The organism is Janthinobacterium sp. 67 (assembly GCF_002797895.1).
Lineage (GTDB): Bacteria > Pseudomonadota > Gammaproteobacteria > Burkholderiales > Burkholderiaceae_D > Janthinobacterium.
This window is the reverse complement of sequence record NZ_PGES01000001.1, coordinates 4339709-4354970: the sequence shown is the minus strand read 5'-3', so window position 1 is coordinate 4354970 and position 15262 is coordinate 4339709. Positions and strand designations below refer to the sequence as shown.

Here is a 15262-nt window from a genome sequence, read left to right as displayed (position 1 = left end):
TTGTCTCCGCTGTGTATTTTTATTTTTTATGATTAAAGTTTGCCCAGCACGCCATCGTGACGGCGCCAGATGCCCAGCGGATTATCGTCGCGCAGCGACTCCGGCAGCAAGTCCTGCGGCAGGTTCTGGTACGACACGGGACGCAAGAAACGGTTGATGGCTGCCGTGCCGACCGACGTGCTGCGGCCGTCCGACGTGGCCGGGAACGGGCCGCCGTGCACCATGGCCGTCGACACTTCCACGCCCGTCGGGAAACCGTTGGCCAGGATGCGGCCCACGCGGCGTTCCAGCACGGGCAGCAGGCGGCGCGCATCTGCCACGTCGCCGGCATCGATTTGCAGGGTGGCCGTCAGCTGGCCTTCCAGGCTTTCCGTGATCGCCAGCAATTGCTCGATGTCGCGGCAAGCGACCAGCAGGGAAGCCGGGCCGAAGACTTCGTCGCGCAAGTCGTGCTTGGCCAAAAACGCTTCGCCCGAGGTGACGAACAGGGCGGCGGCGCCCTTGCCTACCTCGCCCGTGTTTTGCACCAGCGACGTCACGTCGGCGTGCTGCGCCAGGGCGGCCACGCCCTTGGCATAGCTGCTGGCTATACCAGCCGTCAACATGGTGGCGGCCGGCGCCGGCGCCAGCGCTTCGGCGGCAGCGGCGGCAAACGCCGTAAAGTCGGGGCCTTCCAGGCCCAGCACGAGGCCGGGATTGGTGCAGAACTGGCCCACGCCCATGGTCAGCGAGGCGGCAAAGCCGCTGGCGATCGCCGCGCCACGGGTGGCCAGCGCTTGCGGCAGCACGAAGACGGGGTTGATGCTGCTCATTTCCGCATACACGGGGATCGGCTGTGGACGTTCCGCCGCCACCTTCATCAGGGCGATGCCGCCCGAACGCGAACCCGTAAAGCCGACGGCCTGGATGGCGGGATGCGCCACCAGGGTCTGGCCGATGCCATTGCCCGTGCCCGTCAGCAAGGCGAACACGCCGGCCGGCAGCTTGCACAGGGTAATCGCTTTCACGATGGCGCGCGCCACCAGTTCCGACGTACCCGGATGGGCCGAGTGGGCTTTCAGCACGACAGGGCAGCCGGCTGCCAGGGCCGAGGCCGTATCGCCGCCAGCCACCGAGAAGGCCAGCGGGAAATTACTGGCCGCAAACACGGCGACGGGGCCCAGGCCGATCATGCGCAAGCGCAAGTCAGGACGCGGCGGCGTGCGTTCCGGCAAAGCCGAATCGATGCGCGCATCGGTCCACGAACCCTCGCGCAGCAAGCCGGCGAACAGTTTCAATTGCCCCACCGTGCGGCCGCGTTCGCCTTCCAGGCGCGCGCGCGGCAAGCCGCTTTCCGTCATGGCGCGCACGATCAGGTCGTCGCCCAGCTCGAGGATTTGCGCGGCGATGGTGTCCAGAAAATCGGCGCGTTGCGCATCGCTGGTGGCGCGGAACGGGTCGAACGCGGCCTGCGCCAGACGACACGCCGCGTCGATTTGTGCGACGTCCACCATGTGGAAGGCGGGCGCGATGTGGGCGCGCGCGGCCGGGTCCCACGCTTCGAAGGAGCCGCCATTACCCTTGACGGCGACGCCGCCGATCAATGCATCACCGGTGATATTGAAACTCATAATGTGCTCACTTTCGCAAATTCGGTTGGGAAGACGTCGAGGCGGTTGCGCAAGGCAGGGCCAAAGGCCGGCGCTTCGATTTCAAAGGTTTCGCCCGGCGCCACGCTCACGCCATCGGCAAAGCTCAAGGTGGCCGTGCCAAAGAAATGCACGTGCACGTCGCCAGGGCGCTTGAACAGCGGATACTTGAAGTGATGGTGTTCCAGGTTGGCAATCGTGTGCGACATATTCTCTTCGCCGCTGACGAACGCTTTTTCCCAGCGCACATTGCCAGCCGCGTCGAGCACGCGCGAGGCGCCGGCGATATGCGCGGGCAATTCGCCCACCAGCAGGGCCGGGCCCACGCTGCAGGCGCGCAGTTTCGAGTGGGCCAGGTACAGATAGTTCTGGCGTTCCGTCACGTGGTCGGAGAATTCATTGCCGATGGCGTAGCCGACCCGGTAGGGCTGGCCGTCGTCGCCGATCACGTACAGGCCGGCGATTTCCGGCTCTTCGCCGCCATCGAGGGCAAAGTCCGGCATGCGCAGCGGCTGGCCGCTTGGGCGCATGATGGAGCCGTCGCCTTTATAGAACCATTCGGGCTGGGCGCCGGCCGTGCCGTCGGCCGGCTTGCCGCCTTCCACGCCCAGGCGGAACATTTTCATGGAGTCGCTCAGGGACTCCGCATCGCCGCCGATCTTCTTGTGCATGGCGTCGCGCGCACCGGCGCTGCCCAGGTGGGTCAGGCCCGTGCCCGTCACGTAGCAGTGCGCCTCGTCGGCGTGGTCGAGCGGCGCCAGCAGGCGACCGCTGGCAGCCACGGCCGCATAGGAATGCGTGGTGTTGCCGACCGTGGCGTTGACCAGGTCCGTCAGACTCACCTTTTTGCGGATGGCGTCTTGCGCCAGCGCATACGTCGTGTTGTAGCCTTCGATGACGCGGATGACGTCGTCTTGCAGCAGGCCGACGAGGCGGCCGCCGTGTTCATTCGTAAATTGCAGCAACAGCATGGGATTCTCCGCTTAGTGTGAGTGGCGCGGCACGGCGGAACCGCGATTGCCGACCAGGAAGTCGAAATCGCAGCCTTCATCGGCCTGCAACACGTGATCGATGTACAGCTGCTGGTAACCGCTCTTCGGCCCGGGCGCGCTGCCCAGTTCGCGGGCCGCCAGGCGCTCGGCGATTTCCGCAGCGCTGATGTCGATGTTCAGGCTGCCGTTGTGGCAGTCGAGGGCGATCATGTCGCCATCCCTGACGATGCCCAGCGGACCGCCCGCCATCGCTTCCGGCGCCACGTGCAAGACGACGGTGCCGTAGGCCGTGCCGCTCATGCGCGCATCCGAGATGCGCACCATGTCGGTGATGCCTTGCGCCAGCAGTTTCGGCGGCAAGCCCATGTTGCCCACTTCCGCCATGCCAGGATAGCCTTTCGGGCCGCAGTTCTTCATGACCAGCACGGAGTTCGCGTCGACATCCAGATCCGGATCAACGATGCGCGCCTTGTAATGTTCAAAATCCTCGAACACAACGGCCTTGCCACGGTGTTGCATCAGGTGCGGCGAGGCGGCCGACGGTTTCAGCACGGCGCCGCGTGGCGCCAGGTTGCCGCGCAACACGCAGATGCCGCCATCGGCCAGCAAAGGGTTGTCCAAGGTGCGCACCACTTCATCGTTGTAGATCGGCGCTTCGACGCAGTTGTCCCACAGCGACTTGCCGTTGACGGTCAGCGCATTCTTGTGCGGCAGCAGATCGCCCTCGCCCAGGCGGCGGATGACGGCCGGCAAGCCGCCCGCATAATAAAACTCTTCCATCAGGAAACGCCCCGACGGCAGCAAGTCGACGATGGTCGGCGTGCCGCGGCCTACCTTGGTCCAGTCTTCCAGCTCCAAAGGCACGCCGATGCGCCCGGCAATCGCTTTCAGGTGGATCACGGCATTGGTCGAACCGCCGATGGCGGCGTTGACCTTGATAGCGTTTTCAAATGCTTCGCGCGTCAGCACTTTCGACAGGCGCAGATCTTCGTGCACCATTTCGACGATGCGGATGCCCGACATGTGCGCCAGCACGTAGCGGCGCGAATCGACGGCAGGAATGGCCGCGTTGTGCGGCAGGGACGTGCCCAGCGCTTCGGCCATGCTGGCCATCGTCGAGGCCGTGCCCATGGTGTTGCAGGTACCGGCCGAGCGCGACATGCCCGATTCGGCCGACATGAACTGGTGCAGAGTGATGGAACCGGCCTTCATCTGCTCGTGCAACTGCCATACGGCCGTGCCGGAACCGATGTCCTTGCCATTGAGCTTGCCGTTCAGCATGGGGCCGCCGCTGACGACGATGGTGGGAATGTCGACGCTGGCCGCGCCCATCAGCAATGCCGGTGTCGTCTTGTCGCAGCCGACCAGCAGCACGACGGCGTCCATCGGGTTGCCGCGAATCGATTCTTCCACGTCCATCGACGCCAGGTTGCGCGTCAGCATGGCGGTCGGGCGCAAATTCGATTCGCCATTCGAAAACACGGGGAATTCAACTGGAAAACCGCCCGCTTCAAGGATGCCGCGCTTGACGTGTTCGGCCAGCTGGCGGAAATGCGCGTTGCAAGGGGTCAGTTCGGACCAGGTATTGCAGATGCCGATGATGGGCTTGCCGTGAAATTCGTGGTCAGGTATGCCCTGGTTTTTCATCCAGCTGCGGTACATGAAGCCGTTCTTGTCCTGCGAGCCGAACCACTCGGCCGAGCGCAGGGCTACCTTCTTTTTTGTCTCAGACATGCCATTCTCCTGGTTGTGCCATGCCGGATCTAAGGTGGTCGGCCCGGGCAGCGATGTTGGAATACTAAAGAATCCTGCCATGCCTTTCCAATCAATTTTTAATGCGTTCCGATATCGAAAACGATATCCATCGGCACCAATGAAAACGCCCTGCGGGCGCGTGGCGGCAGGGCGTGGGCTGTTTTGGCTGCGGTGCTTACTCGGTGGAAAAGCGGTACACAGTTTCCGTCCGGTATTCTTCACCCGGGCGCAAGATGGTGCCGGGGAAGTGAGGCTGGTTCGGCGAATCCGGGAAATGCTGGGTTTCCAGGCATAGCGCGCTGCGATAGCTGATGGCGCGCAGCTTGCCGTATTGGCTGCTGTCGAGGAAATTGCCGGAATAGAACTGAATGCCCGGCTCCTGCGTGTACACCTGCATCACCCGGCCCGATTGCGGATCGCGCACGGTGGCTGCCAAGTTCAGCCCCTGACCTGTTTTTTGATTCAGCACGAAATTGTGATCGTAGCCGCGGCCGATGCGGATCTGCTCATGCGGCAGGTCGATGCTGTTGCCGATGACGGTGGCCTGGCGCAAGTCGAAGGGCGTGCCGGCAACGTCCGCCAGTTCACCCGTGGGTATCGACCCCGCGTCGACGGGCAAGTAGCGGTCTGCGTTGATGGACAGCTCATGACCGAGGATATTGCCCTGCCCCGCCAGATTAAAATAGCTGTGGTTGGTCAAGTTGATCGGTGTGGCCTGGTCCGTCACGGCATGGTAGCGCAGGTGCAGCGCATTGTCGTTGTCCAGTTCGTACACGACGGTAACGTCGAGCTTGCCCGGATAGCCATCTTCCCCATCCGGGCTGCTGCGCGTGAAGGTGACGCCGACGGCGTCGTCTTTCGTGAACGGCTCGGCTTGCCACATGACCTGGTGAAAACCCTGGTTGCCGCCATGCAAATGATTCGGTGCATTGTTGACGGCCAGCTGGTAATCCTTGCCATCCAGACTGAAACGTCCCCCGGCGATGCGGTTGCCGAAGCGCCCGATCAAGGCGCCCAGGAAGGCGCTGTTGTGCAGATACGGTTCGATGCGCTCGAATCCCAGTACCACGTCGGCAAAACTGCCATTGCGGTCCGGCACGTGGATTTCACTGATGATGGCGCCAAAGTCGAGCACCTTGACTTGCATGCCGTGGCGGTTCGTCAGGGTAAAGACACTGACGTGGTCGCCGTCTGGCAAGACGCCGAATGGCGCTTGCGTCACTGAAACAGAATCAACTGGGGTCATGGCGTCGGGTCCAGGGTTTACAGGGTCGATGAACGGCCAAACACGGGCATGCCCTGCGCATCCCAGCGCAGCGGTTTGACAAAGGTATGGCGGTCCGGGTTCCACAGCGGGTCGCCGACAATTTCCGTGTAGGTGCGGGCATGGTACACCAGCAACACACCGTCGCCATCGGCGGCCGTCGTGAAGCTGTTGTGGCCGGGACCGTAGATGCCATGCTCGTAGCAGGTGGCAAACACGGGCTCGGGCGACTTGCTCCACGAGAACGGATCGAGCAGGTCGGACGTATCATCGGCCCACAGCAAGCCCATCGCATAGTTTTCATCGGTGGCGCTGGCCGAATAGCTGATGAAAATCTTGCCGTTGCGCTTCAGCACGGACGGCCCCTCGTTGACCCAGAAGCCGCGGATTTCCCAGTCGAATTCCGGTTTGCTCAGCATCACGGGCGGCCCGGCCAGCTGCCACGGCGTGGCCATCGGCGCGATGTACAGGTTCGAATTGCCCTCGATGGCGACATCTTTCTGCGCCCACAGGTAGTACAGCACGCCGTCGTGCTCGAACGTGGTGGCGTCCAGGCAGAAGGTGTCGATGCCCGTGTCGATCTGGCCCATGAATTCCCATTCGCCCTCAAGCGGATTGGCGTTCGTGTTGCGGATCGCGTACATGCGGTGCTGGAACAACTTATGTTTGATCTCGCGGCTCGGCGCGGCGGCGAAATACACATACCACGCACCCTGGTTGAAGTGCAGCTCGGGCGCCCATACCAGCTCGCTGTACGGCCCTGTTTCCGGCTTGTGCCACACGTCGACCGTTTGCGCGCCGGCCAGGCCGGCGATGCTGTCGGCGCGGCGCAGTTCGATGCGATCGTACTGGGGCACGGAGGCCGTAAAGTAATAATAGCCGTCGCTGTGGCGGTAGATATGCGGGTCGGCGCGCTGTTCGATCAGCGGTTTCAAGATGTCTGCCATGTTGCTTGCTCCATTCAGTTATTCTTACGCGGCGACAAAACCGCGCTTGTGCATCTCTACCTTGACGCCACGGTAATAGTCATCGCTGATGCGGTACTTGAACATCAGCAAGCCCATCAGCAAGTGGAAGAAGCCGGGGATGATCGACAGCATCAGGGCGATGCCGTTCAGGGCGAATTGCGTTTGCTCATGGTTGGGTTGGTAGTCAAAATACGCGAGCAGCACGCCGACCAGGCCGCCCGCCACCGCCATGCCCGCCTTCTGGCACACGGAAATGCCGCCAAAGGCGAAGCCGGAGACGCGCTTGCCCGTTTTCACTTGACCATAATCGATGGTTTCCGCGATGGCCGACCAGAACACGGGCGCGTGCAAGTCCACGACAAAGGACAGCAGGAAATACAGGGCGAAGGCCAGCACGGTATCGCTCGGCTTTACAAAGAAATAGATCGCCAGGCTGATCAGGGCGACGCCGATCTGCGTATAGCGGAACAGTTTTACCTTGCAATAGAACTTGGTGATCCAGGTCGAGGCGATCATGGCCAGGATGGCGGCCACCACGCCCGTCGTGAGGAAGGCGGCCACGGTTTCCGTGCTGCCACCCAGATAGTATTTCGCGTAATAAATGGCGACGGAGCCGCGCACCACGTAGCCGATGGTGCCCGTGACGCACACGCCGCACAGCACCAGCCACTGGTCGTTTTGCAGCAGCACTTTCAATTGCGCGAGCAACGACTGCTTTTCCACCACGTGCACGACACGCTCGGTGGTGGAGAAATAGCAGAACAGGAACAGGGCCACGCCCATGACGGCCATCACGGCCATGGCCGCCTGGTAGCCGACGGCCGGGTTGCCGCCGCCCCAGCGCTGCGACAGGATCGGCACGACGATGGTCACCATGAAGGCGCCGATCTTGGCGAAGAACAGGCGGTAGCCGTTGGCCGACAGGCGATCCTGCGGGTCGCTCGTCAGGCCGCTGATCAAGGAGATATACGGGATGCCCACGCCGGCCGTCATGATGGTCATCAGGATATACGTCGAATATGCCCAGATCAGCTTGGCGTCATATTGCCACTCGGGCGTGCTGAAGACAAAAAAGACGCTGACGCCATACGGCACGGCCAGCCACAGCAGGTATGGGCGGTAACGTCCCGAAGCAAAGCTGTAGCGGTCGGTGATCTGGCCCATGACCAGGTCGGCGATGGCGCCGATGACTTTCACGGCCACGAACAGCAGCGCCAGGTCGGTGGTTTTCAAGCCATAGATATCGGTATAGAAAAAGGTGATGATCAACATCATCGACGAGATGACGACATTGAGCGCCATGTCGCCGGCGCCGAAGCCGACCTTTTCAACGGTAGATAATTTTTGCGTCTCCATGCTTTCCGTCCATTCTTTTTATGATGAATCGTGCGTGACTGCTCAACTGACAGGGGCGTTGCCGGCCGAAACCATGGCAACGCCCTTGATTTTTTACTGTGCGACCAAGTTACATTTTCCAGCGCAGAGATAAACCGACTGTCCGGTCATAACGGCGCGTATCGCGCGGATACACGCCCGCAGTGTTCCAATAATCCTTGAACTTGGTGTCGAGCAAGTTATTCCCATCGAGAGTCACGGTGAACTGGTCGTTGATCTTGTACGACAGCGAACCGTCGAGCTGGGCCGTCGGCGCCACTTTCAAGTCCAGGCCGGGGCCGCCCTGGTTGTAGCTGTCGATGAATTTCGAGCGCCAGTTGTAGGCCAGGCGGCCCGACCACGCGTCTTTTTCGTACAGCACGACCAGGTTGTAGGCATAGCGCGACACGCCCGTGATGGCATGGCTGCCCGTCTCGTCGTCCGTGGTGCCGCTCATGTAGGTGCCGTTCGCTTGCAAGCCCAGGCCGCTCAACAGGCCAGGCAAGCCGTCATAAAACTGCTGGTAGCCAATTTCCAGGCCTTGCAGCTTGCCGGCGGCCGTGTTGTACGGGCGGTCCACGTCATAGGTCTTGCCGGCGATGGTTTCGCTGGAAATACGTTGCTGGATATAGCCGTCGAACTTGTGGTGGAAGACGGTGGCCGTGACGGAACCGGCTGGCGCGAAATACCATTCCAGCGCGGCATCGACATTGTCGCCCGTGACTGGTTTCAAATTCGGATTGCCGCCGGCGCCCGTGGCCTTCACCGTTTCCGTCGAGTTGACGAGGGCCACGCCCGGGTTCAGCTGGGAAAAGCCCGGGCGGCTGATGGTGCGGCCCGCAGCGAAGCGGCCGACCAGGTCCGAGCGCAGCTTGATTTTCAGGGCCACGCTCGGCAGCACGTCGGTGCTGGCCGTGTCGCTGATGACGGGCGTGTAGACGCCATCTTGCGAACTGTTGCCTTGCAAGCTTTGTTCGGTACGCACGACGCGCACGCCCAGGGTGCCGTCGACGGGGTAGGCGCCCAGCTTGAAGGCGACCTTGGCCTTGGTATAGATCGAGTACGTTTTTTCCGTATCCTTGAAGAACGAGCCCGGGTCCATGGCGCGCGCCGCGCCGCTGCCCGTGACGGCTTGGCGGATGGTGCCCGTGTTATTGAGCAGGAAATTGGCGCATGGCGTGTACCACTGCTTCAAGCCATAGTCGGGGCCGCCGCTGGACATCGGTTCCGACAGGCAATTCAAACCGGGAATCGACGTCACGCTCTGGCGGCTGAACGGGAACGCGGCGCCGGACACGTCCGGTGCTTCCGCATTGCCCTCGAAACTCTTGATCGATTCGGCTTCGCGCTTGACGCCGCGCAGGCCGACGCTGATTTCCTTGAAGATGCCGCCCGCGCTCGGCGTGTACGCCAGGTCGGCACGCACGTCGTTCGAGCTGCCCTGGTCACGGCCGTAGCGGTCGAAAAAGCCCTTCAGATAGTAATTCGACGGGTCTTGCAAATCGCTGCCCGTGTAGTCCACGTGCAAGGTGCCGTTCTGATTGGTATTGATACGGGCATTCGGCACGACGGTGATGGCATCGAGGATCGGGTTGCGCCAGTCATACGTGCTCCGGGTGCTGGCCACTTCCGACGTGAAACGCCATTCAGGATTGATATCCCACAAGCCGCCCACGGCAAATTGATGCGTCTTCGTCTGGTTCTTGTTCGCCTGCGTCGACATGATGGTGTTGACGTTGGTGGACGTGAGCGTTTGCAGCTGGTCGGTGCCGGGAATTTTGGTGGCCGAAACAGGCGTGCCCCACCATGGCAAGCCGACAAAGTAATCGGACTCGGCATCGAGCAGGAAGCGCGTGGCCATGCCTTCCGCGTACAGTTCGACGTCGGCGTTCGGGCGCCATTGCAGCACGGCATTGGCCGTCGTGCGGCGGCGGTCGCCCTTGATTGGCAGCAAGCCCACCTGGTCCGGCCCCGTCAAACCGGGCGACAGGAAGCTTTTATCCACGGGCGCGGTACTGAAAGCGCGTTCCTCGTGATAACGGTGCTGCTGCTGCGACAAGCCCAGCAGCGCGCCCACTTCGCCGATGCCCGTTTTCCAGCGGTTAGCCACCATGCCGCTGATGTTCGGGTCGGTGGCCTTGGATTTGTCGCTGTAGACGGCGCGCGTATTCACGCTGGCCGTGAAGTCCTTGAAATCGAACGGGCGGTTGGTGCGCACGTCGATGATGCCGGCCACGCCGCCCTCGACCTGGTCCGCGCCCTGCGACTTATAGACGTCAACGCGCTGCAGCATGGTGGCGGGAATGTCGGCCAGGTTGACGTAGCGGCCGGTGGTGGTGAACAGTTCGCGGCCGTTGAGCAGGGTCGTGACATCGCGCAAGCCGCGGATCATGACGGCGCTCGCTTCGCCCGAATCGCGGCGGATCTGGATGCCGGAAATGCGCGCCAGGGTTTCGGCCACGTTGTTGTCAGGGAATTTTCCGATGTCGTCGGCCACGATGGAGTCGATGACCTGGTCCGAGCGCATCTTGATCTGCTGCGAATTTTGCGCCGAACGGCGCACGCCGCTGACGGTCACGACGGACACTTCCGCCGCCGGCTCGGCACCGGCATCGGCCACCACCGCATCCTGCGCCCACACCGAAGCCGTGCTCAGCAGACCGATACCGGCCAGTGCCGCAACGGCTGCCTTCAAAATGAATGGACGAGGGGAAGTGGCCGCGAGCGGGCCGGTGGCATTGCGCATCATGAATCTCCAGATATTGTATTGATATTTTTTGTATCGCTTGCATGTCGTTCGCATGCTCGGCGTTTATCTTAGGGGCTGGGCGATAATCTCTCCAATCAATTTTTCCACTGTTTCGATATCAATATTGATATCAGCGGCTGAGGGACTTTGGAGGTTGCAAACAGACAACGGCAGGGGCGTCAGGGATGTTCCCCAGAAGTGACTGCACAAAAAAGTGGCAGCGTTGGCGTACAGCATGAAAAGCGGGGCAGGCCAGCGCGCAAGGCGCTGACCGGATGACATTGACGGATGGGATGTTGACTAAAGGCCAGCATCCTGCCTTTTCAAAGGCGGCAGCGCAGGTTTTGCTGGGATTGTTGAAGCGGAGGGGAGATGCCGGCAGCATCGCGTGGCAATGCGGCGCCCAGGATTTCTTGACACGGCAATCTCAACCAAATGGGGGAAAAGTGACACATGCGCCAAGTCAATGACCCGCATACCTCTATATTGTCAATTGGACACTCCAAGTACCAACCGTTACACTAGCTTTGGTCCCCCTCACCTCCCGAAAGAATCTATGCATTCTGAGTCATCACCAACAGCCCAGCGAACTTCTGTCGTATTGTGGGGCGTCTTGGCTGCGCTAGCCATCGCTTCTATCATTCTTGCAGCCCTGTACTACCAAGCGACTCGCGACCTTGAAGCGCAGAAAATCACCGTCGCTGCTTTGCAGTTGGAGATTGCGAAGGAAGTCGCACGCTCGGCGGAATTGAAGTCAGACCTCAATTCTTCCCGTACCGATGCTCAGACCTTAGCTGCGAAGTCAGCTCAGCTATCGTCGGAAGTGAATAGTAAGGAACAGGCTCTTGCAGTGGAAAGAGAAAATGTCGAAGCGGAGAAATCTAAAGCCGAGTCCGCGCAAATGGCGCTCGACCAAGAAAAATCGCGCCTCCCCGTCCTCCCAGTGCGTATCGAGATGCGACGTTCCGCGATGGGCCGTGGACTTGTCGCTATATTCACGAACACGTCAGCCTTGCAACTGTCGGTTGTGATGGGAACACTTAATCCAACCACAAAAGCCGTCTCCAGGAAGTCAATACAGATAGCCCCAGGAGCAAAGTTAGAAATTGGCTACCTTGAAGGCATCCAATTTGCATCTGGCGATGAGATTCGGATGCACACCGCAGGATTTGAGGAAACACATTACACCGTGCCATAAACATTAGGGCGTATAACAAGAATGACTGGGGGACTAGGCGTCTACACAGGCATGCTTCTGCTCAACAAGCATTGGTATAGGTAAGACTGTTCGTTTGAAAAATGCTTACGTATCGCTTGCGTGGAATTGAATTGAGATAATCAAATGAAGATAAACAACGCGAAATCCGCAATAACAGTGGAAGTCTATTGAGAATCTTGGTGCGGCTGGCGGGGATCGAACCCACGACCCTTGGCTTCGGAGGCCAATACTCTATCCACTGAGCTACAGCCGCGTAGGGGGAATTTCTGAAGTGATGCGAAGGATACCGTTTTTCTTTACCTACGTCTACGGAAACTGTCGTATCGCTGGCAATTGCATGTCACTGCTCAATTTTTGTGCCTATAATTGTGGGTTTCATAAAGGTTTACATCCAAGCATGTAAAAATGCTACCTTACACGGCCATCAGTTTCAAATCTGGACTAAGGACATCATGAGCGACGCACATAACGAACAACAATCAGCGATCAAAACGCCTAAACAATTGCTTGCCGCCGTAGCTGGCTTCTTCCTCATCACCGTCATCGGCATCATCCTGCTGGTGCAGTTCGTCACGTCGCAAAAACTGACGGGCGCCGGTACGGACAGCCAGTCGCCGGAAGCCATTGCCGAGCGCTTGAGTCCAGTTGCCAACGCCGGCTTTACCTTCAAGGATGCCAGCGGTCCGAAAGTGCTGCAAAGCGGCGAAGCCGTCTACACGGCCACCTGCGTGGCTTGCCATGGCGCCGGCGTGGCCGGTGCACCGAAATTTGGCGACGCGGGCAGCTGGTCGGCCCGCCTGGCCCAAGGCTACGATACGGTCCTGAAACACGCCGTCGAAGGCTTGCGCGCGATGCCGGCCAAGGGCGGCAATCCCGACCTCGACGATGTGGAAGTGGCGCGCGCCGTCGTCTACATGGCCAATGCGTCGGGCGGCAAGTTCAAGGAACCGGAAGTGCCGGCACCGGCCGCTGCCGCCGATGGCGCTGCTCCTGCAGCCGAGCCTGCCAAATAATTCAGCCAGCGCGCTGAACCAGGAACCGCCCGGATGGGCGGTTTTTTTTCGCCTGCGCATAAGCGAGCGATTTGTCGGATTACGCGTGCCGCCAATCCGACCTATGCGACGTTCGCGACGGACATGAAAAAGCCGCCCGGCTTGATAGCGGGGCGGCTCGATACTAGCGCGTCAGCACTGGTGTTACCACATGATGACGCGGTCTTTCGGTGGCAGATACATCTTGTCGCCCGGTTTCACGTCGAAGGCCTGATAGAAGCCGGGCTGGTTGCGCATGGTGCCGTTGGCGCGGAACTGGCCTGGCGAATGCGGGTCCGTTTTCAGCAAGACCAGTTGCTGCGCTTCACGCATCTTCATGCGCCAGACTTGGGCAAAGCCCGCGTAGAAGCGCTGCTCGCCCGTGAAACCGTCGATGACGGGGGCTTTCTTGCCATTGAGCGACAATTTGTATGCTTTGTACGCGATCGCCACGCCGGAATTGTCGGCGATGTTCTCGCCCAGGGTCAGTTCGCCGTTGACGAAGTGGCCCTTCACGGGGCTGAAGCCGTTGTACTGCGCCACCAGCTGCTTGGTTTTCTTGGCGAAGTTTTTATGGTCGGCCTTGGTCCACCAGTCGCGCAGATTGCCGTCGCCGTCGTACTGGGCGCCCTGGTCGTCAAAGCCGTGGCTGATTTCATGGCCGATGACGGCGCCGATGGCGCCATAATTGACGGCGTCGTCCGCGTTGGCGTCGAAGAACGGCGCTTGCAGGATGGCGGCCGGGAAGACGATTTCGTTCAGCTCAGGATTGTAATAAGCGTTCACGGTCTGCGGCGTCATGCCCCACTCGTCGCGGTCGATCGGCTGGCCCAGCTTGTTCAGCTCGCGGTTGTAGTTCAGCAAGTGCGAACGCTGGATGTTACCGACCAGGTCGTCCGGCTTCACTTCCAGGCCCGAGTAGTCGCGCCATTTGTTCGGATAACCGATCTTGGTGGTGAATTTGGCCAGCTTGATTTGCGCCTGTTTCTTGGTGACAGGACTCATCCAGTCGAGCTTGTCGATGCTTTGCTTGTAGGCCGTCATCAGGTTTTTCACCAGCGCTTCCATGCGCACCTTGCGCTCGGCCGGGAAATATTGCTCGACGTACAGCTGGCCCACGGCTTCGCCCAGCGCGCCTTCGACGGCGCCCACGCCGCGTTTCCAGCGCGGACGCATTTCCGTCACGCCCGTCAGGGTGGTGCCATAAAACGCGAAGTTTTCATCGACATACGCTTTCGGCAGGTAACCGGCGTTGGCGTGCAGCAAGTGCCACTGGAAATATGCTTTCCACGTTTCCAGTGGCGTCTTGTTGGCGATCTCGGCAAAGCCTTTCAGGTAGCTGGGCTGGCTGACGATCACATAATTGACCTTGCCGGCGATGCCCGTGTCCGTCAGGTAGCGGGCCCAGTCGTAACCTGGCGCCACGGCAGCCAGTTTCGCCAGTTCCACCTTGTTGTAGGTTTTGACGGGGTCGCGGTTCTGCACATTGCTCCATTGCGCCTTGGCCAGTTCCGTTTCCAGCGCCAGGATGGCCTTGGCATTGGCGGCAGCGTTCGCGTCGCCAGCCAGGCTCAGCATTTTTTCCACGTGGGCCAGGTATTTGGCGCGCGTATCGGCCTTGCCTTCTTCCAGGTAGTAATCGCGGTCAGGCAAGCCCAGGCCGCTTTGCACGATGTCGGCCACGTATTTGGTGGAGTCCTTGGCGTCCTGGTGGATGCCGAAGTCGTAAGGCGAAGTCACGCCCAGCTTGCTGAAGTGGGCGATCACGGCCGGCAATTCCGCCTTGTCCTGCAGCGCGGCGATCTTCGCCAGCTCCGCATTCAAGGGGGTCAGGCCCAGGCTTTCCAGCTTGGCTTCGTCCATGAAGCTGTTATAAAAATCACCGATCTTCTGGGCATTCGAACCAGCGGCGCGGGCCTTGTCGGCGGCAGCGCCTTCGACGATGCCGCGCAGCTGCGTTTGCGTATCGTCGGCCAGCTTGGCAAAGCTGCCCCAGCTCGACTTGTCGGCAGGAATCACGGTTTCCGCCAGCCATTTGCCATTCAGGTGCTGGAACAGATCGTCCTGCGCGCGCACGGCAGGGTCGACGTATTCGACGGCGATGCCGGACGTCAGCGCCGCGGCGGCGACGGCCGTGGAGGGAGCGGCGGCGGCTTTCTTGGCGCTATCAGCGGCACCAGCCATGCCGGACACGCCGGCCAGCAAACTCAGGGTCAATGCACTTAACAAATAACGATTCACGGTTGTCCTCTATATTGTATTGTGTGGAATATAAGGGTCAG

General features: G+C 60.6%; 10 protein-coding genes and 1 tRNA gene. 2 read left to right on the top strand and 9 right to left on the bottom strand.

The window, feature by feature from the left end; translation table 11 throughout:
• Positions 1 to 32 precede the first annotated feature (32 nt).
• From CLU90_RS19490 to CLU90_RS19460, 7 genes are all read right to left on the bottom strand, one after another.
• Positions 33 to 1610, bottom strand: coding sequence for an aldehyde dehydrogenase (NADP(+)) (locus CLU90_RS19490; protein WP_100428724.1), 1578 nt, complete (start codon positions 1608 to 1610; stop codon positions 33 to 35).
• Complete coding sequence (gene araD1, locus CLU90_RS19485) at positions 1607 to 2599, bottom strand: AraD1 family protein (RefSeq protein ID WP_100428723.1); 993 nt, start codon at positions 2597 to 2599, stop codon at positions 1607 to 1609. The genes CLU90_RS19490 and araD1 overlap by 4 nt, the downstream gene beginning before the upstream one ends.
• Positions 2600 to 2611: 12 nt before the next feature.
• Positions 2612 to 4354, bottom strand: coding sequence for an IlvD/Edd family dehydratase (locus CLU90_RS19480; RefSeq protein WP_100428722.1), 1743 nt, complete (start codon positions 4352 to 4354; stop codon positions 2612 to 2614).
• A 196-nt stretch (positions 4355 to 4550) separates the two neighbouring features.
• The gene (locus CLU90_RS19475) at positions 4551 to 5621 is read right to left on the bottom strand and encodes an aldose epimerase family protein (RefSeq protein ID WP_100428721.1); all 1071 of its coding nucleotides are present in this window, start codon (positions 5619 to 5621) and stop codon (positions 4551 to 4553) included.
• Positions 5622 to 5638: 17 nt separating this feature from the next.
• Positions 5639 to 6586, bottom strand: coding sequence for a glycoside hydrolase family 43 protein (locus CLU90_RS19470; RefSeq protein ID WP_100428720.1), 948 nt, complete (start codon positions 6584 to 6586; stop codon positions 5639 to 5641).
• 24 nt (positions 6587 to 6610) lie between these two features.
• Positions 6611 to 7963, bottom strand: coding sequence for an MFS transporter (locus CLU90_RS19465; RefSeq protein WP_092713362.1), 1353 nt, complete (start codon positions 7961 to 7963; stop codon positions 6611 to 6613).
• Between the two features lie 109 nt (positions 7964 to 8072).
• Positions 8073 to 10730 (bottom strand): TonB-dependent receptor, encoded by a 2658-nt coding sequence (locus CLU90_RS19460; protein WP_100428719.1) that lies wholly within the window; start codon positions 10728 to 10730, stop codon positions 8073 to 8075.
• Positions 10731 to 11343: 613 nt separating this feature from the next.
• Between CLU90_RS19460 and CLU90_RS19455 the strand changes: the two genes are divergently transcribed.
• A complete protein-coding gene (locus CLU90_RS19455) occupies positions 11344 to 11928 on the top strand; it encodes a hypothetical protein (protein WP_139178241.1) in 585 nt (194 codons plus the stop codon).
• 198 nt (positions 11929 to 12126) lie between these two features.
• Here the strand turns inward: CLU90_RS19455 and CLU90_RS19450 are convergent.
• Positions 12127 to 12202, bottom strand: a tRNA-Arg gene (locus tag CLU90_RS19450).
• Between the two features lie 199 nt (positions 12203 to 12401).
• On the opposite strand from CLU90_RS19450, the gene CLU90_RS19445 reads away from it, so the two are divergent.
• On the top strand, positions 12402 to 12962 hold the full coding sequence (locus CLU90_RS19445; RefSeq protein WP_092713356.1) for a c-type cytochrome: 561 nt from the start codon (positions 12402 to 12404) through the stop codon (positions 12960 to 12962).
• A 183-nt stretch (positions 12963 to 13145) separates the two neighbouring features.
• On the opposite strand, the gene CLU90_RS19440 is transcribed toward CLU90_RS19445, so the two are convergent.
• Positions 13146 to 15221: a M13 family metallopeptidase gene (locus CLU90_RS19440; RefSeq protein ID WP_100428717.1), complete on the bottom strand. Its 2076-nt coding sequence runs from the start codon at positions 15219 to 15221 to the stop codon at positions 13146 to 13148.
• Positions 15222 to 15262 lie beyond the last annotated feature (41 nt).